Genomic DNA, 18078 nt, shown 5'->3' with positions numbered 1-18078 from the left:
AGCAAGATACCCCTTCAAACCCCCTATGGACCCCTATCATCCCTTTGGAGTCCCGTATTCACCCGCCATTCCGCAATTGCGGCGCTCAGCTCACCAGAGTGCATGAGAATTCCGGTGACGACAAGGAGTGCGAAGAAATAATGCGCTTTCATGGGGGAAGCGAGCCGCGGCGGAGGCAGAGGTCTTCGGAGTGGTCTTCGAAGGTGGAGGGGCGGCCTTTCGGCCCGCCCCTCCACCTCCCCGGGGGACGCCAGTTGGTCTATGGGCGGTCAGCCACGGTCGGGGACCCGCTCGATGAATGGGGCGAGCAGCCCGGGTACCGCGGTCTCGGCAAAGGCGATCCCCTGGCCTTCGGTCACGTCGTGCACACGATAGACACCCTCACCGGCGGCGGTGGTCGCACCGACGGTGAGCAGCCCGGCCCGGCGCTGGAAGGCCGTACGGGAAATCTTCCAGCCGATGATCGCCTCGCGCTGGAGGGCGACGGTGCGGTGGGCGAACGCCCCGGAGGAGGCGACCAGATAGCGGCCGCGGAGCCCATGGCCGAGGGTGCGGTAGGCGTTGAAGGCGAACGCCACCAGGATCGGCACCAGCACCACACCGGTGATCACGCCGGCGACGATGAATCCGGTACCGAGCCACAGCCCCAGCCCGAACGGGACCGCCGCGATCAGGACCGCCCAGATGAGGGCGCGGTTGACGCGGCGCCGCAGGGCGGCCCTGGGGTGCCCGAGGAGGTCCCCGCGCTCGATCAGGCCGGGGCCGACCGGCAGCGCTTCGGCGGCCACCCGCAGGGCCTCGGCCCGCGGGGTGGGAGAGGTCAGGGCACGGCGGCTGCGGTTCTCGTCCTCGCCTCCCAGGCCGGTGGCGACGGCGTTGAGCTTGGCGCCCCCGGCCCAGCGCAGCGGAATGGGTTCGACGAGTTCGAGGCCGCGCAGATGGTGTTCCTCGATGCTCACGGAGCGGGTGGCCAGCAGTCCGCGACGGATGCGGAGGATTCCGCCGTCCTCGCGGCGCAGTTCGTAGCCGGCCCAGTTCTCGATGAAGGTGGCCGTGGAGCCGAGCATGCCGAGGACGACGATGACGAGGACGGTCACCAGGATTCCGTACCAGAGCGGAACGGAGCCGAAGCGGCGCTCAAGGTCCTTGACGACACCGAGTTCGAGCGGATTGACGTTGAGATCGTTCAGGACCCGGTACGTACTGCCCGCAGCGATGAAAACGCCGCCCACGCCCCATACGGTCAGCGGTCCGTAGCGCAGCCAGGACCAGTCCAGCCGGCAGATGACACTGTCGTCGTCGGCCGCCGGACGGATCCGGCCGGCGTCGCGCAGGGCGATGATGCGACGGCTCAGCTCGTGGGCCTCGGCCTTGGAGATGCCGTCCAGGGTGCAGCCGCCGACGCTGGAGCTCTGCTCCCCGGTGTCGATCCGCAGCGTGGTGAGGCCGAAGATCCGGTGGAACGGCTTGGCGGTGAGGTCGACGCCGCGGATGCGGCCGACCGGGATCGAGCGCCGGCTGCGGAAGAGCAGGCCCGAGCGGAACTCCAGCCGGTCCTCGGTGAGCAGGTATCGGGTGGTGAACAGGCGCATCAGCCCGATGCCGCTGATGATCAGGAAGGTCACGAACAGCGACGCGGAGGTGATGATGACCTGGAGGTTGGCCTCGCCTCCGGTGAGCACGAGGCTGGCGAGGAACATGCCCACCGGCGCGCCCAGGAAGGACAGGTTGACCAGCAGCAGCCGACTGTTCAGCTTCCCCCAGCCCTGGTCGGTCGCGGAGGACGGCACGGTGGTGTCGGAGGTCATGTGGCGTCTCCCGGGGCCGCCTGGACGCGCGCGGCGAGGTACTCGACCAGGGCCTCGGCGACCTTGTGGTCGATGCCCTTGATCTTCACCGCGCCCGAGGAGGAGGCGGTGGCCACGGTGACGCCCGAGAGCCCGAACATCTGCTGTATCGGGCCGCGCAGGGTGTCCACCGTCTGGACCCGGGACAACGGGACGACCCGCCACTGCTGCCAGAGCCAGCCGGACGCCGCGTAGACCGCGTCGTCGGTGGCCTCCCAGCGGTGGACCCGGTAGCGCCAGGCCGGCATGACGGCCATGTAGAGCAGCCCGGGGAGGCACGAGATCAGCGTGGCCCACATGAAGAACTCACGCGTCGGGGGGATGGTGGCCCACAGGATGCCGAAGGTGAGGGGCAAGGGAAGGGCGAACAGCGTCGACTGAAGAGTCCACCAGCCGAGGGCACGGCGGTCGACCCGGTGGCGAGGCGGTCGCAGCCTCAGGTTGTCATCGCGTTCCACTGCTTCCCCTTGCTCCTGCTTGACGATGAGGTGCCGGTACGGGCCCGGCGGGATCGGGGACTATGAGATCAGGCTCCGGCCGACACACCGTCGGCAGCCTGCTGGGTCAGTTGCTCGTTCCCGGCGCCGTGGCTCTTCAACTTGCGAATCTTGGCGAGCAGAACGCCCGTCCGGGTCAGCACCATGGCCAGCGCCATGAAGATGAAGGCATTGGCGTAGGTGTCCTGACCGCTGATCTCGTAGTCGATGGAGAACTTGATCAGGTCCGCGGGGAACCAGTGCTCGGCGCCGTAGGCGAAGATGACGCGCCCGCTGGAGAGGACGATCCACACCAGCGCGTAGCCGATGCCGCCGATGGTGTACGGCTGGCCCGAGGTGGCGTCCTTGTAGGCGGGCAGCAGCGCTCCGGCGATCAGACCGGCGATGACGCCGACGCCGATGCCCACGAGTTGCAGGGACAGGTCGTTGCCGCCCTTGGTCGGGAAGGAGTCGACGAAGATCGCGATGACCACGCCCACGGCGATGATCGAGCGCATCATCCGCATGGTGGTGACGCGGCGGCGGCCGAGGTCGGTCGCCAGAACGATGGTCAGGATCGTGCCGCTGGCGATCAGTGCGGCCATGAACTGGCTCATCTGTGGCATACGACGTTCTCCAAACCAAGGGGCGATGTGCTGAGCGGTGTGACGCCTGTCAGTTCCGCTGAGGTCAACGCTAGAAGGCGGACCGGGCGGCGCGGGACATCTGAACGGTGGGTTCCGGCTGTCAACCGAACGGTGGACACGGTGGACACTCGTGGTAGTACTGAGGCCGTGCGCATTCACTCTCCGGGGGACGACTCGCAGACCGGGGCGTACTACGGTCCCGAGTCCGGCACCCGCTGGTTCGGCCTGTGGGACGGCTTCTTCGCCGTCTCCTATCTCATCACGACGGTTCTGCTCTTCCTCTCCAACGGCTCCCAGGTCAACCACTCCGTCCCGATCGCCGCGCTGACGCTGATCGTGCCCTGGTACGCGGCGGTCGGCCGGTCGCTGATGGTCGAGGGCAGCTACGGTCCGCGGAACCTGGTGTTCGCGGCGGTCCTGGTGGCGCTGTTCTGTCTCACCACCGCGTTCAACCTGATCGGCGCGTTCGCGCTGTTCGCGGTCATCCCGATGCTGATCATGAGCCTGCCGATGGCCTCGGCGGTGGCGCTGGCCACGGTGGCCAACCTCTGCCCCGTGCTGGTGGTGGCGTTCACCGGGGAGGACCTGGGGCTGAGTGTCCTGGGCATCCTGCCCATCTCACTGCTGAGCATCGCGCTGTCGGTGCTGCTGGGGATGTGGATCAAGCGGGTGGTGCGGCAGAGCAAGGAGCGCGGGCTGCTCATCGAGGAGTTGCGGCGCAGCCGGGAGCGGGTGGCCCGGCTCTCCCACGAGGCCGGTATCTCGGCCGAGCGCGAGCGGCTGGCCCGGGAGATCCACGACACCCTGGCGCAGGGCCTGACCAGCATCATCAGCCTGGTGCAGGCGGCCGAGTCGGAGGTGCGCGAGGCACCGGACCAGGCGGTGAACCATCTGTCGCTGGCCGGGCGGGTGGCCAAGGAGTCGCTCGCCGAGGCCCGGGACTTCGTGGCCGCCCTCACCCCGCCCGCGCTGCGCGGCGGTTCGCTGTCGCAGGCGGTGCGCCGGCAGGCGGAGGGGCTGGTCGCCGAGACCGGCCTGGAGGTGCGGTGTTCGGTGATGGGCGAGGAGAAGTCGCTGCCGATGGCGGTGAGCGTCGTCCTGCTGCGCACCGTGCAGGAGGCCATCGCCAATGTGCGCAAGCACGCCAGACAGGCCCGTACGGTCGATGTCATCGTGGTGTTCGACCGGGACGGGGTGCGGTTGATGGTGCGCGACGACGGCGAGGGGTTCACCCCGGACGGCACCCAGGAAGGCTACGGGCTGCGCGGGATGCAGGCCCGGGTGGAGGAGATCGACGGGGTGGCGTCCGTCACCAGCGGCCCCGGCCGGGGCACCACCGTGGAGGTGAGCGTGCCGGTGACGGCGCCGACCGGGGAGGCAGTGAATGGCTGAGGGTACGGCGACCGACCCGATCAGGGTGCTGCTGGCCGATGACCATCCCGTGGTGCGGGAGGGGCTGAGCGCCATGCTGGAGTCCGCCGAGGGGATCACGGTGGTCGGGCAGGCCGGTTCCGGTGAGGAAGCGGTGGTCCAGGCGGTCGCGCTGCGGCCGGACATCACGCTGCTGGATCTGCGCATGGGCGGGATGGACGGGGTCGAGGCCACCGGGCAGCTCCTGCGCGAGGTGCCGGGCTGCAAGGTGGTCATCGTGACCACGTACGAGGACGACTCCGACATCCTGCGCGCGGTGGAGGCGGGGGCGGCGGGCTATCTACTGAAGGGCAGTTCACGTCAGGAGCTGATCGACGCGGTGCAGACCGCGGCGCGCGGCGAGACGGTGCTCACCCCGTCCCTCGCGGGCAAGCTCTTCCGCACCCGGGCCGCCGAGCCGTCGCCGCTGTCCGGCCGGGAGCGCGAGGTGCTGCGGCTGGTCGGCCGGGGACTGACCAACGCGGAGATCGGCGCCGAGCTGTTCGTCAGCGAGGCCACCGTCAAGACGCATCTGCTGCGCTCGTATCGGAAACTCGGCGTCTCCGACCGTACGGCGGCGGTCATGAAGGCCATGGAACGCAACCTGCTGGCCTGACCCGCTTCGGCCGTACGGCCACGGAACCGTACGGCCGTCGCGGAACCCTACGACCGTACGGGGCTCACATCGTGCCGGTGAGGCTGCTGTCGGAGAGCTTCGCGGGGAGGTCGCGGCGCCGCTTGACGTTCAGCTTGCGGTAGATGCGGGTCAGATGCTGCTCCACCGTGCTGACGGTGACGAACAGCTTGGAGGCGATCTCCCGGTTGGTGTTGCCGTGCGCGGCCAGCACCGCGATCCGCACCTCCGCCTCGGTCAGGGCCTCCACATCGCGCTGCGGTTCGGCGCCCTGGCCCTGCTGCTGGACGGCGGCCGCCGCCGCGAACTCGCCGCTCTCGGCGTGCCGGGGCATCAGCTCACGGCACAGCGGATCGGCGCCGCAGGTCTTGGCCACGTGCCAGGCCTTGCGGACGAACACCCGGCCCCGGTTGAAGTCGCCCAACGAGCGGTAGGCGCGGCCGAGTTCGCCAAGCGCGACCGCCAGCTGGATGCGGTCGTCGCCGCCCTCCAGGATCTCGACGGCCTCCTTGAGCCGGGGCACCCGGCGCTTGAGCTCGTCGGTGCGGGCCAGCACCACCAGCAGGGCGCCGCGCAGCCGGGCGTCCCCCGCGCCGCGCCGGAGCTGCTCCTCGGCCAGTGCGCGGGCGCGCCCCGGGTCGCCGAGGGCGAGCCAGGCGTCGGCGGCGTCCAGCCGCCAGGGGGACAGCAGCGGCATGTCCATCCGCCACGCCTCCATCAGCTCACCGGCGGCCGTGAAGTCGCCGAGCGCGGCGTGGTAGCGGCCGGTGGCCAGATGGCAGCGGCCCCTGGCGCGCAGGTAGAACAGCCCGGGGAGGGTCTCGAACAGGTCCTCGGGCAGGGGCTGTTCGAGCAGCGCCATGGCCTCGTCGTAGTGGCCCATCCCGGTCTCGGCCTGGATCAGGGTGGACAGCAGCAGGCCCAGCCCCACGCCCCAGCCCTGGACCGAGATCCGGGACATCGCGGTGCGCGCCTGATGGGCGGCGACCTGGAGATCGCCCTGGCGCAGCGCGATCTCGGCCCGTACGGCGGTCAGCAGCGCCTGCCAGGTGGGGACGCGGCGGGCGGAGCATTCGCCGAGCAGCCGCTCGCACCAGGACAGGGCGAGGTCGAGCCGGCCGGCCAGAACCAGCGCCAGCAGCGCGACGACCAGCGGCTGGAGGGTGCTGTCGCTCACGTGGTAGCGCTGGAGGACCCGTTCGGCCTCGGTGACGGCCCGGTCGGCCTGGCCCTCGGTGAGGGCGGCGGCCATGGTGGCCGCGGCGTGGGCGTGGGCGAGGTCGGCCAGGTCGCGCGGGGCGCCGGTGGCCGTGGTGCTTCCGGCGCCGACGGTGGGGAGGCGCTCGCGCAGCGGGGGGCTGAGCATCGTCAGCCACTGGGCGGAGGCGGAGACGGCGGCGGCCATGGCGGCGTCGGTGCCCCCGGCGCCGGCCGGGCCCGCCGTACGGGCCAGGGCGGCGACGGCGTCGGCGGCCGCGTCCAGCCGCCCCGACCAGGCGAGGTAGGAGGTGATCGGGGCGACGTCGCGGGGGGCGAGGCGGCCCCGCTCGGCGGCCTCGGTGAGTTCCGGCAGATGTCCCTCGGCGGCGGCCGGGCCGATCCGCCAGGCGACGCTGACCAGCCGGGCCTTCAGCGCGGTGCGCTCGGGGCCGGGCCCGCATGCGTGGTGGGCGTGTTCCAGGCAGCGGAGCGCGAACTCCAACTCCTCCTCGACCAGCGCGAATTCGGCCGCCTCGCGGAGGATGGGGACGGTCCAGCGCTCGGCGTCCTGCCGGGCGGAGACCAGCTGGCGGGCGACGTCGAGCGCGGAGGCGCCGTCGGTGTGCAGCAGCCGGGCGGCGCGGGCGTGGAGGGTGCGGCGTTCGGCCGCGGGGGTGGCGTCGAGCACGGCGGTGCGGGCCACGTCGTGGCGGAAGGCGTTGTGCTCCAGCACGGCGCACTGGTGGAGGTCCTGGATGCCCTGCTGGACCGTGTTGACGCTCAGGTCGAGGAGCTGGCCGAGCAGGCGCGGGGAGCAGGCGTCGCCGAGGACGGCGATCCCGCGGGCGATGCCCAGCACATCGGGTTCGCCGCGGTGCAGAGCGCCGAGGACGGCGTGCGCGAACGCCTCGCCGGGCGCGGGGCGCTGCTGGGCCTCGCCGTGATCGCCGACGGTCCGCCAGTCCTCCAGCAGGGCGCGCAGCAGCAGCGGGTTGCCGCCGGTGATGCGGTGGCATTCGGGGGCGAGGCGGGCGGCGACGGTGGCGGACAGGGTGGCCGAGAGCGCCTGGGCGACCCCGCCCTCGGTGAGCATGTGCAGCCGCATGCGCACACAGTTGGGCTGGCGCAGCAGTTCGGCGTGGAAGGTGAGTTGTTCCTGGCGGAGCCGGGGGGATTCGGTGAGGACGATGAGGACTTTCGCCTGCCGGACCCGGCGGGCCAGGTGGAGCAGGAATTGCAGGGACTGGTCGTCGCCGCAGTGCACATCGTCGACGAGGACGACGAGAGTGCGCTCGTCGACCATCCGCAGCAGCACCGAGGAGATCTGGGACATCACCTGCATACGCCCCGTGGCGGTGCTTTCCGACGCGTTTCCGTCCAGCAGCGCTATCGCCTCGGACCGCACATCGGCGGGCATCGCGGCGTTGTCGAAGATCTTTCGGAGAATTCCGAACGGAAGGTCGCGCTCGGCCCGCGAACCGGTCGCTTCCAGGAGCAACGCGCCGTTTTCGATGGCCTGTTCGGCGAATTGGTTGAGCAGCGTGGACTTTCCGCTGGCCACCGCACCGCTGACCAGGGCCAGCCGACCGCGGCCCTGTGTCGCGCCGCGCAGCATTTCGCCCAGCGCGGACAGGTGGTTCTCCCATTCGAAGAGGTTCGCAGGCAAGGATTTCGTCCCCCGTTGAACGCCACCTGATGTCCCCGGAGAGCCGCCGGGGACATCGAGTGTGACAAGTGGTGTGGTGCAGGGCGTCGGCTGGGTGTGGGAAGCGCAGGGCTCAGGGTCTGGGACCCGAGAGCGTTTCCGCGACAAGACTCATGATTTCCCGTTGATGGTCGGCCAAGAAGAAGTGGCCGCCGGGGAACACCCGGATATCGAACGCCCCGGTGGTGTGCGACCGCCAGTCCTCGGCCTCGTCGAGGCTGGTCCTGGGGTCCTTGTCGCCGGTCAGCACGGTTATCGGCGAGCGGAGGGCGGCGCCGGGCACCGAGCGGTAGGTCTCGATCGCCGTGTAGTCACCGCGAATCGCCGGCATCGCCATGCGCAGAATCTCCTCGTTTCCGAGGATGCGCGAATCGGTGCCGCTCAGCAGCTTCATCTCGCGTACGACACCGTCGTCATCGCGCCGGTGCACATTCTCGTCGCGGTAACGGGACGGCGCCCGGCGGCCGGAGGCGAAGACGGTGCGCGCGGAGAACTCCACGTCGGCCTCCTCCAGCCGGCGGGTCACCTCGAACGCCAGAACGGCGCCCATGCTGTGCCCGAAGAAGACGACCGGGAGATCGAGCCAGGGCTTCAACTCCGCGGCGATGGCGTCCGCGTACTCCTCGATGTTCTCGATCAGCGGGTCCTGCCGCCGGTCCTGACGCCCCGGATACTGCACGCACAAAACGTCGGCGGAGGCCGAAAGCGTCTGGGACATCGGATGGAAGAACGACGCCGAACCCCCGGCGTGCGGCAGACAAATCAGACGGACGCGACTTTCGGGCGCCGGATAGAACCGCCGTATCCAGACGCTGTCTTCACGCTGTGCACCCATATGGTGGGAAAGTCTTTCACTCATCAATCGCTACGTGGGGGGGGCAGCCCTGAGGGCGTCCTGGAGAAGGATCCCAGAACGCATCGGAGCAGCACTGCCCCTTTATGACTAACACGGCCATGGGTGTAGGGGGCACCCCTAGTTTAGGGGGCGCCTCAGCGGCGGGGGTCACGGGGCGTGCCCGAGGGCCGCGCGCCCTTGCTGAGCGCCTCAGCCAAGTCGTCCAGCGCCTCCACCAGTTGCCCGGCGCCGCGCGGCGCCACCCCCGGGCGGTCCCCGGCCGCGTCCTGCCACCGCTCCAGCGAGGCGTGCACCGCCGTCCACTCCGGCGGCCGCCGCTCCCGTACCGCGTCGGCCGCCTCCGGTATCGACCGCCGCAGCGTCTCCGCGAAGTCCGCGGCCTCGGGCGACGGGGGCGCCTCGCGCTCCGGCAGATGCGCCTCCACCAGCATGACCACCCGCCCCATCGTGGACAGCGCGGTCTGCGCGTCCCGGGCGGCGCCCCGGGACAGTCCGCGGTGGCGCACCGGCTCCCGGTGGGCCTGGGCCTCGCTCCGCTCCCAGGCCGCCCGCGCCGCGCGGGCGTCCAGCAGGGCGTCCCGCACCTGCCGGGAGCGGCGGTCGGCGGGGTGGGCGTAGACGTCGAAGACGGCGGTGGCGAAGGCGCCGTTGGTGGCCAGCCAGTCGGCCAGCCGGTCCCGCAGCCGTGGCGTCTCCCAGGCGGGGAAGACGGCGTAGGCGGCCATCGCCAGCACCCCGCCGAGCAGGGTCAGCGCCACCCGCGCCTGGACGGTCTGCTGCCACGCCTGGCCCGGGATGCTGAGCAGGAAGACGACGTACGCGCTCACACACGCGGAGGTCACGATGAAGCCGGTGCGCAGCAGCAGATACATCGACATCACGCACAGCACGGCCAGCGCGGTGCTCAGATACGGGCCGGGGTGGACCAGCGCCACCAGCCCGCCGCCGACCAGCACCCCGGCCAGGGTGCCGAGGAAGCGGGCGACCCCGCGGGAGTAGGTCTGGGCGAAGTCCGGCCGCAGCACCATCGTGGAGGTCAGCGGCGTCCAGTAGGCGTGCCCCAGCGGCAAGGCCCGGCTCAGCAGATAGCCGCTGGTGGCGACCGCGCACAGGCGCACCGCGTGGCGCAGCACCGGGGAGGACCAGCGGGCCTCGCGGTGGATGGCGCGCAGCGCCGCGGTCACGGTGCCGGAGATGCCGGGACGGGGCAGGAAGCGGACCATATGGCCGTCGGCGGACACCTCCTCCACCGGCTCCTCGGACGCCTCCACCACATCCGCCACCAGCGAGATGAGCCGCAGCGCGGCCCGGCGGGCCGCGCCGTTCAGCCGCGGCCCCTCCTCGGGCACGCGCAGGACGGACATGGCGTCGACGGGCACCCGCACCGGTCTGCCGTGCCGGATGGCGTGCGCCACGGCGTCCAGTACGGTGCCGGTGGCGGCGAGCAACTCCCGCACCCGGTCCCGCTCCGGGCCCTCCTCGGGGGCGCCGACCACCGGGTCGGCGAGCGAGGTGAGCACCGGGCGGATCCGCTCGGCCAGCAGCCGGTAGCCGCGTAGCTGGCGGGGGCGGCGGCGGGCCTGACGGGGTGAGAGGGCGGCCGCGCTGCGGGCCTCCATCAGCGGTTTGGGGTCGAACGGCGCCACCGGGTCCTGACGCAGCCGGCGCGCGTAGTCGGCGACGGCGGCGAGCGCGTCCGCGAGGGCGTCGCGCTGCACGCCCCAGGGCCGCACCGGGAAGATCACGATCAGGGCGGCCTGCACCACACCGCCGAGCCCGATCAGCAGGGCGTGCCCCAGGGCGCCCAGGGTCGACGTCGGGAGGGTGACCGTGATCAGCATGACGGCCACCATCTGGGTGGAGACCAGCCCGGAGACCGGGCCGACCGCCCACGCCATGCCCGTCAGCAGCGTCCACACGCCGAGCATGAGGACGAAGCTGAGAGTGTGCGCGGCGGCCAGATAGCCGAGGAAGGTGCTCACCGCGAGACCGCCCGCGGCAACCAGCGCCAGCCAGGGTCGGGGACGCCAGCTCCGCTGGAAGGTGGCGATCCCGGCGGAGAACGCGCCGAAGGCCCCCGAAACGGCCAGCGTCGTCGAGCCGAGCCACAGCGCCACCCCGACGACGAGCGCGACCCCGCCCGCGGCGCGGACCGCGACCAGCGGCTCGGTCCTGGTGCGCTCGATCGCGAGGCCCGTCCGGGCGGTCTCCTTCAACGCATGCGACCAGGTCATACGGCGAGACTACGGGGTGGCCCCAGGAGAACTGAACCAACCGTTCCGGTCCCTGGGCGTCGCCTCCGGAGACCCCCCACCACATCCGTACCGCCCCCTCACCTGCCGTGAGTCGGCCCTTCACGACGGGCCGACGTCTGGAGATGCGTCCCGGTTTGTGAGTACGTGTGCTCATGAGCCGCCGTATTGTTCCCTCTAGCCTGGCAGCGGCTGATGAGGGTGATGAGCGGCTCAAGCCGTAGTGGAGGGGGAAGATGGCTTCGTTCGAGGAGGAATGGGCGCGTCTCAAGGACGGCGCCGCAGGCGGGCCCGGGATGCGGCTGGCGAGCGCCGGGGACGGCGGCGCCGAGGGGGCGTGAAGTCCAGCAAGACCGCGTGGACAGCGGCGGGCAGCGCCGTCGGGGGTCTTTGCGGCAACGCGAAGAAGGTGCTGACCTCCCTCGAGACCGGCCAGCACGGTCTTGCCACCGACGGAGGGGTGGAGACCGCGGCGGCGCAGTCCGAGGTCTACCAGAGCTGGAAGACGTACCTGGACAAACTGTCCGGGCGATGCACCACGCTGCAAGGCAACCTGGAGCGGGCGGGCAAGGACCTGCTACTCACCGACGAGAACGTCAAGGGCCTTTTCGTGGAGATGGGAAAGCAGTACCGCGACACCCCGGCCGTCGGCGGCGAGGGAAAGTGACCTGAGCCATGGACATCGAGGCGCTGAAGACGCTCAAGCTGCACGAGTTCGAGGAAGCGGCGACCGGCTACCGCTCGGTCAGCGACATGGGGAGCCAGGCGAAGGACGCGCTGGAGCAGCGGATCACCGTCCAGATGCGGAAGGCACTGAGGGGTGAGGCGGTCGATGCCGCGGTCGTCCAACTGCGCGAGGTGGCGAAGGACTTCCATTACGTGCAGGTCGAGTGCGGCCTGATCGGCACAGCCCTGAACGCCTTCGCGGCGGACATGCGCCCGGCGCAGGACAAACTGAAGCGGGCGCTGTCGGAGGCGGCCGAGCACAAGTTCACGGTGGGCGCCGATGGCTCGGTGGCCTATCCGGCGGCCGGTGAGAACCCGGGCGGTTCCCCGCCGCAGCCCGGTTCGGCCAGCGGCACCCTGTCCGAGCAGGTCCGGGCGATCCAGCGCCAGGCGGGCAACTTCGACCCGAACCCGAACTACGCGATAGCCAGGGCGTCGCCAACCGCATCGCGGAGGCTTTGAAGGAGGCCACGGACGCGGACCAGAAGTGGGCGCCGCAGCTGCGCAAGCTCAAGGCGGACGACGACCTGGTCGTGTCCGCTGAGGACTGGGCGGACGCGGGGAAGGACACGGAGGGCGTCCGCAGGGCGGGCCAGGACTATCTGGACTCCCTGCCGCAGCCCCCTAAGGACGGCAGCCCGAAGGCCAACGCGGACTGGTGGAAGGGGCTCGACCCCGAACAGCAGGCGGCCTGGACCGCGCTCCAGCCGAACACCGTCGGCGGGCTCGATGGCCTGCCCGCCACGGCTCGGGACGAGGCCAACCGTATCGTCCTCGACGAGAAGCGGGGCCAGTACCAGACGGAGCTGAACGGGATCCCCAAGCCGCCCGCGAACGAGTGGACGTGGATCACCGCCGGCATGTTCCCCTCCAAGGTGCACACCGACGAGTGGATGGAGTGGGACAAGAAGGACGACGCCTTCGGCGCGCACCAGATGAACACGCACGCCGAGGGCAGCGGCCCCCAAGCGACCACGGGAGCGGAAGGCCACAGTGAGTACTGGAACAAGGGCACGACTGCGCTGAAGAACCAAGCGTTGGTCGTGGTCGGCGAGTACGGCGACGTCACCGCTCCCTGGTAACGAATCCCACCCAGGCGCGCAAACACCCACCGGCCCACCATCGACCTGCCGAACGACACCAAGGACTCGCATGCTCCGCGCACCGCTCTCCACCGCTCATCGGCGTCGCCCGGGCAGTGCCGTGTCCCCTCTCGTATTGACCGGCCTTCTTCTCAGTGGATGCGGCATGACCAACGACGACACCTCGGAATCTCCCGCCACCAATACCAGCGAGTCGGGCGACTCGGCCCCAGGGATTCCCCACGCGGGCACGGCCGGCACCGACGAGGCGGTTGCCGCCGTGAAAGCGGTCTCCAGCCAGATCTACGACTTCATCGGCGTGCCCGGTACAGCGTCCCAACCCGGGCCCGGCGTCAAGGCGTGCTCCGGCAAGGACCCGGACAAGTACTTCCAGATCTACCACCCGTGGAACTTCAAGCCCAAGTCCGGCGCGGACAACGACGTCGCCATGAAGAACCTCGAGGAGAAACTCGGTACGGGCGATTGGGTGATCAAGAGCTCTTACCGCGACAACAGTGCGAACAAGAACCTCAATATCGTCGCCGACAACGACTCCGAGAAGATGAGCGTCTGGATCGTCGGGTACAGCAAGCGTGACACCCCAAGCATCGGCATCGAAGTCACCTCAGGCTGCTACCAAGTCCCTGAGGGAAAGACGATCGAGCACTCCTAGCCCCAATGCCGCGGCTCTGTTGGTGATCTTGTCCGGGGTGCTGACGGTGGGGCTATGGGGTGCTTCCCTGGTGGAGCGCGGGGTCGGCCTCGGGTTCGGGCGTGGGTGCTGACGACTGAAGCCCCCCGCCCGCCCCCGAGCGGGCTGGGGCGAGGGGCACGCGCGTCCCGTGCGCGCAGGGGCCGGTCGGACAGCCGGTCAGTGGTTCTTCGGGAACCCGAGGTTGATGCCGACCTCCTCCGACGGCTCCGGCCAGCGGGTGGTGACGACCTTGCCGCGGGTGTAGAAGTGCACCCCGTCGTTGCCGTAGATGTGGTGGTCGCCGAAGAGCGAGTCCTTCCAGCCGCCGAAGGAGTGGTAGCCCACGGGCACCGGGATCGGCACATTGACGCCGACCATGCCCGCCTCCACCTCCAGCTGGAAGCGGCGGGCGGCGCCGCCGTCGCGGGTGAAGATGGCCGTGCCGTTGCCCCACCGGGAGCCATTGATCAGCGTGATGGCCTCGTCATAGGTCTCGGCGCGCACCACGCACAGCACCGGGCCGAAGATCTCGTCACGGTAGGCGTCGGCCGTCGGCGGGACCTTGTCCAGCAGCGAGACGCCGATGAAGAAGCCGTTCTCGTAGCCCTCGACCGTGTACCCCGTACCGTCCACCACCACCTCGGCGCCCTGGGCCGCGGCCCCGTGCACATAGGAGGCGACCTTGTCGCGGTGCTCCTTGGTGATGAGCGGGCCCATCTCGGAGGCCGGGTCGTTCCCGGGGCCGATCCGCAGGCGGGCGGCCCGGTCGGCGATCTTCTTCACCAGTTCGTCGCCCGCGCCGCCGACGGCGACGACCACGGAGACCGCCATGCAGCGCTCACCGGCCGAGCCATAGGCCGCGTTGATGGCGTTGTCGGCCGCGAAGTCCAGATCGGCGTCGGGCAGCACCAGCATGTGGTTCTTGGCGCCGCCGAGCGCCTGCACCCGCTTGCCGTGCTCGACGGCCTTGGACTGGATGTACTTCGCGATCGGCGTGGAGCCCACGAAGCTGACGGCCGCCACGTCCGGGTGCTCCAACAGCCGGTCCACGGCCGCCTTGTCGCCGTTGACGACGTTGAGCACCCCGTCCGGCAGCCCCGCCTCGGCGGCCAGTTCGGCCAGCCGGTGGGAGGCCGAGGGGTCCTTCTCGCTGGGCTTGAGGACGAAGGTGTTACCGCAGGCGATGGCCACCGGGAACATCCACAGCGGCACCATCGCCGGGAAGTTGAACGGTGTGATGCCCGCGACCACACCGAGCGGCTGGCGGATCGAGGACACATCGACCCCGGTGGAGACCTGGGTGGACAGCTCGCCCTTCAGCTTCTCGGCGATCCCGCAGGCCAGCTCCACGATCTCCAGACCGCGGGCCACCTCGCCGAGCGCGTCCGAGTGGACCTTGCCGTGCTCGGCGGTGATCAGCTCGGCGATCTCGTCGCGGTGGGCGTCCAGCAGTTCGCGGTACTTGTAGAGGATCGCGGTGCGCTTGGCGAGGGACACCGTGCCCCAGGTGCGGAACGCCTCCGCTGCCGCGGCCACGGCCGCGTCGACCTCCTCCACCGAGGCCAGGGCGACCTGGGTGTCCTGGGCGCCGGTGGCGGGGTTGTAGACCGGACCGTAGGTGCCGGTCGCGCCCTCGGCGGTCTTTCCGCCGATCCAGTGGTTGACGGTCTTCATGGGTGCGGGCCTTTCTGTCGAAAAACGTCAGAGGTGGCGGCGGCGTGCGGCGGCCTGCCGGTCGTAGTCCTCACGGGCCTTCACGGCGGCCGGACGGGTCGCGGTCCGGGCGACAGGCACATCCCACCACGCCTGTGCCTCGGGTGCGCCGGACACTGTGTCGGCCGTTTCGGTCTCCACGTAGACACATGTGGACCGGTCCGAGGCGCGGGCCGCGGCGAGCGCCTCGCGCAGCTCGCGCACGCTCTTCGCACGCAGCACGTCCATACCCAGCGAGGCGGCGTTGGCGGCCAGGTCGACGGGGAGCGGATCGCCGGTGTACTGCCCGTCGGCATCCCGGAAGCGGTAGGCGGTGCCGAAGCGCTCGGCGCCGGTGGCCTCCGACAGTCCGCCGATCGAGGCGTAGCCGTGGTTCTGGAAGAGCACGATGTTGATGTTGATGCCCTCCTGGACCGCGGTGACGATCTCGGTGGGCATCATCAGATACGTACCGTCGCCGACCAGCGCCCAGACCGGCCGGTCGGGCGCCGCGAGCCGTACGCCGATGGCGCCGGGAATCTCGTACCCCATACAGGAGTAGCCGTATTCGAGGTGGTACTGGCGCGGGGAGCGGGCGCGCCACAGCTTGTGCAGGTCGCCCGGCAGCGAGCCCGCCGCGTTGATCACCACGTCCTCGTCGCCGACGACCGCGTCCAGCGCGCCCAGGACCTGGGTCTGGGATGGCCGGGCGGTCTCGTCCGCGGCGGCGTAGGCGGCGTCCACCCGGCGCTCCCACGCGGTCTTGCCGGTGCGGTACTCGGCCTCGTACGCCTCGTCGACCCGGTGGCCCGCCAGCTCGGCGGTGAGCGCCTCGAGCGCGGCGCGGGCGTCGGCGACCACGGTGGTGGCGGCGAGCTTATGGGCGTCGAACGGTGCGATGTTGAGGTTGAGGAAGCGGACGGCCGGGTCCGCGAACAGGGTCGCGGAGGCGGTGGTGAAGTCGCTGTAGCGGGTGCCCACGCCGATGACCAGGTCGGCGGCGCGGGCGAGGTCGTCCGCCACGGCGGTGCCGGTGTGGCCGATCCCGCCGATGTCGGCGGGGTGGTCGTAGCGCAGCGAGCCCTTGCCCGCCTGGGTGGAGGCCACCGGGATGCCGGTCGCGTCGACGAGGGCGCGCAACGCCCCCTCGGCCTCGCTGTGGTGGACCCCGCCGCCCGCGACGATCAGCGGCCGGCGGGCGGCGCGGACCGCCCGCACGGCGACGGCCACCTCGGCCGCTTCGGGGGCGGGGCGGCGAACGTGCCAGACCCGGTCGGCGAAGAACTCCTCGGGCCAGTCGAACGCCTCGGCCTGTACGTCCTGCGGGAGGGCCAGGGTGACGGCGCCGGTCTCGGCCGGGTCGGCCAGCACCCGCATGGCCTGGAGCGCGGCCGGAATCAGCGCCTCGGGGCGCATCACCCGGTCGAAGTAGCGGGAGACCGGGCGCAGCGCGTCGTTCACCGAGATGTCGCCGGCGTACGGCACTTCGAGCTGCTGGAGCACCGGGTCGGCGGGCCGGGTGGCGAAGATGTCGCCGGGCAGCAGCAGCACCGGCAGCCGGTTGACGGTGGCGAGCGCGGCACCGGTGACGAGGTTGGTGGCGCCGGGGCCGATGGAGGTGGTGACGGCCTGGGCGGCGAGCCGGTTGTTCTGGCGGGCGTAGCCGACCGCCGCATGCACCATCGCCTGCTCGTTGCGGCCCTGGAGATACGGCATGGTGTCCGGTCCGGACTCGAGCAGCGCCTGGCCGAGCCCGGCCACATTGCCGTGGCCGAAGATGCCCCAGGTGGCGTTGATCAGACGATGCCGCCGACCGTCCCGCTCGGTGTACTGGTGGGCCAGGAACTCCACCAGCGCCTGGGCGACGGTGAGGCGGCGCACTGCCGAAGCGTTCATCGGGGGTCTCCAGCGGGTGCTCGATAGAGGGGCAGACGGGGGTCGACGGGCTGGTCCGGCCAGGTGGCACGGATCCAGGCGTGGTCGGGGTGGTCGCAGATGAGCCAGGCGCGCTCCTCCCCCGGGCCCGCCATGACGTTGAGGTAGTACATGTCATGGCCGGGGGCGGCGATGGAGGGGCCGTGCCAGCCGTCGGGGATCAGGACGGTGTCACCGGAGCGGACCTCGGCGAGGACGTCGGTACCGCGGCCGTGGCCCGACGGGGAGACCCGCTGATAGCCGACGCCCTCGTTGCCGTGGGCCTCGGCGATCTCGAAGTAGTAGATCTCCTCCAGCTCGCTCTCCTCACCCGGGCGGCACTGGTCGTGCTTGTGCGGCGGGTACGAGGACCAGTTGCCGCCGGGGGTGAGCACCTCCACGGCGATGAGCTTGTCGCATTCGAAACCGCCACCTGACTTTCCGCCTCCGGCAGGGGCCGCGGCGGCGAAGTTGTTGACCTGGCGCGAGCAGTTGCCGCTGCCGCGCAGCTCGACGGGGACGGCGGAGGCCGGTCCGTAGCGTGCGGGCAGCCGGCGCTCGCAGCGGGCGCCGGTGAGCGCGAAACGGCCGCCGGCGCCGCTGGCGATCTGGGCGTGGGAGTCGCGCGGCAGATAGACGAAGTCGCTCACCCCGCTGAACACGCTCTCCCGGCCGTGCAGTTCGAAGGTCTCACCCTCGGCGATCACGGTGCAGCCACCACTCAGCGGCAGCACGATCCACTCGCTGTCACCGGTGACCAGCGAGTGCGAACCGCCGGGCGGCAGATCGAGGACCCGCAGGCTGGAGTAGCCCCAGCCGGCCCGCTCGGGGGTGATGTCCACGGCGTAGGGGCCGTCGGCCGCCTTGCCTGCCCGCACATGGAAGCCGGGGAACGGATCAGTGGTGGTCATGGCGTGAGGTCTCCGCCTTTCCTCGCATCACG

At 70.8% G+C, this 18078-nt stretch carries 15 protein-coding genes; 6 read left to right on the top strand and 9 right to left on the bottom strand.

The genetic code is table 11. From position 1 onward, the window contains the following. Positions 1-269 precede the first annotated feature (269 nt). From NQU54_RS23750 to NQU54_RS23740, 3 genes are all read right to left on the bottom strand, one after another. A complete protein-coding gene (locus tag NQU54_RS23750) occupies positions 270-1808 on the bottom strand; it encodes a PH domain-containing protein (RefSeq protein ID WP_257632854.1) in 1539 nt (512 codons plus the stop codon). After that, on the bottom strand, positions 1805-2305 hold the full coding sequence (locus tag NQU54_RS23745; RefSeq protein WP_257632853.1) for a PH domain-containing protein: 501 nt from the start codon (positions 2303-2305) through the stop codon (positions 1805-1807). Before NQU54_RS23745 ends, NQU54_RS23750 begins: the two co-directional genes overlap by 4 nt. A 68-nt stretch (positions 2306-2373) precedes the next feature. Continuing rightward, the gene (locus NQU54_RS23740) at positions 2374-2949 is read right to left on the bottom strand and encodes a hypothetical protein (RefSeq protein ID WP_257632852.1); all 576 of its coding nucleotides are present in this window, start codon (positions 2947-2949) and stop codon (positions 2374-2376) included. A 168-nt stretch (positions 2950-3117) separates the two neighbouring features. On the opposite strand from NQU54_RS23740, the gene NQU54_RS23735 reads away from it, so the two are divergent. Next, complete coding sequence (locus NQU54_RS23735) at positions 3118-4362, top strand: sensor histidine kinase (RefSeq protein WP_257632851.1); 1245 nt, start codon at positions 3118-3120, stop codon at positions 4360-4362. Next, entirely contained in the window at positions 4355-4996 is a 642-nt protein-coding gene (locus tag NQU54_RS23730; protein WP_257632850.1) for a response regulator transcription factor, read from the top strand. The genes NQU54_RS23735 and NQU54_RS23730 overlap by 8 nt, the downstream gene beginning before the upstream one ends. 64 nt (positions 4997-5060) lie before the next feature. On the opposite strand, the gene NQU54_RS49340 is transcribed toward NQU54_RS23730, so the two are convergent. From NQU54_RS49340 to NQU54_RS23710, 3 genes are all read right to left on the bottom strand, one after another. After that, complete coding sequence (locus tag NQU54_RS49340; protein ID WP_306278985.1) at positions 5061-7880, bottom strand: helix-turn-helix transcriptional regulator; 2820 nt, start codon at positions 7878-7880, stop codon at positions 5061-5063. A gap of 112 nt (positions 7881-7992) precedes the next feature. Then, a complete protein-coding gene (locus tag NQU54_RS23715) occupies positions 7993-8754 on the bottom strand; it encodes a thioesterase II family protein (RefSeq protein WP_257632849.1) in 762 nt (253 codons plus the stop codon). A gap of 155 nt (positions 8755-8909) precedes the next feature. Beyond that, on the bottom strand, positions 8910-11009 hold the full coding sequence (locus NQU54_RS23710) for an FUSC family protein (protein ID WP_257632848.1): 2100 nt from the start codon (positions 11007-11009) through the stop codon (positions 8910-8912). Positions 11010-11364: 355 nt separating this feature from the next. Between NQU54_RS23710 and NQU54_RS23705 the strand changes: the two genes are divergently transcribed. From NQU54_RS23705 to NQU54_RS23690, 4 genes are all read left to right on the top strand, one after another. Then, a complete protein-coding gene (locus NQU54_RS23705; protein ID WP_257632847.1) occupies positions 11365-11694 on the top strand; it encodes a hypothetical protein in 330 nt (109 codons plus the stop codon). An 8-nt stretch (positions 11695-11702) separates the two neighbouring features. Further along, positions 11703-12215, top strand: coding sequence for a hypothetical protein (locus tag NQU54_RS23700; RefSeq protein WP_257632846.1), 513 nt, complete (start codon positions 11703-11705; stop codon positions 12213-12215). Then, complete coding sequence (locus tag NQU54_RS23695) at positions 12212-12835, top strand: hypothetical protein (RefSeq protein WP_257632845.1); 624 nt, start codon at positions 12212-12214, stop codon at positions 12833-12835. Before NQU54_RS23700 ends, NQU54_RS23695 begins: the two co-directional genes overlap by 4 nt. Before the next feature lie 166 nt (positions 12836-13001). Then, a complete protein-coding gene (locus NQU54_RS23690) occupies positions 13002-13508 on the top strand; it encodes a hypothetical protein (RefSeq protein ID WP_257632844.1) in 507 nt (168 codons plus the stop codon). Positions 13509-13706: 198 nt separating this feature from the next. On the opposite strand, the gene NQU54_RS23685 is transcribed toward NQU54_RS23690, so the two are convergent. From NQU54_RS23685 to iolB, 3 genes are read right to left on the bottom strand one after another with little or no spacing between them, the layout of a single operon-like run. Beyond that, positions 13707-15203: a CoA-acylating methylmalonate-semialdehyde dehydrogenase gene (locus NQU54_RS23685; RefSeq protein WP_257632843.1), complete on the bottom strand. Its 1497-nt coding sequence runs from the start codon at positions 15201-15203 to the stop codon at positions 13707-13709. Positions 15204-15230: 27 nt separating this feature from the next. Further along, positions 15231-17117, bottom strand: a complete 1887-nt coding sequence (gene iolD / locus NQU54_RS23680) for a 3D-(3,5/4)-trihydroxycyclohexane-1,2-dione acylhydrolase (decyclizing) (protein ID WP_257632842.1) — start codon at positions 17115-17117, stop codon at positions 15231-15233. After that, positions 17114-18046, bottom strand: coding sequence for a 5-deoxy-glucuronate isomerase (iolB, locus tag NQU54_RS23675; protein ID WP_257632841.1), 933 nt, complete (start codon positions 18044-18046; stop codon positions 17114-17116). Before iolB ends, iolD begins: the two co-directional genes overlap by 4 nt. Positions 18047-18078: the final 32 nt, after the last annotated feature.

The organism is Streptomyces malaysiensis subsp. samsunensis, assembly GCF_024519315.1.
Taxonomy (GTDB): Bacteria; Actinomycetota; Actinomycetes; order Streptomycetales; family Streptomycetaceae; genus Streptomyces; species Streptomyces malaysiensis.
The sequence above is the reverse complement of the archived record's forward strand: the minus strand, read 5'-3'. Positions and strand labels throughout refer to the sequence as shown.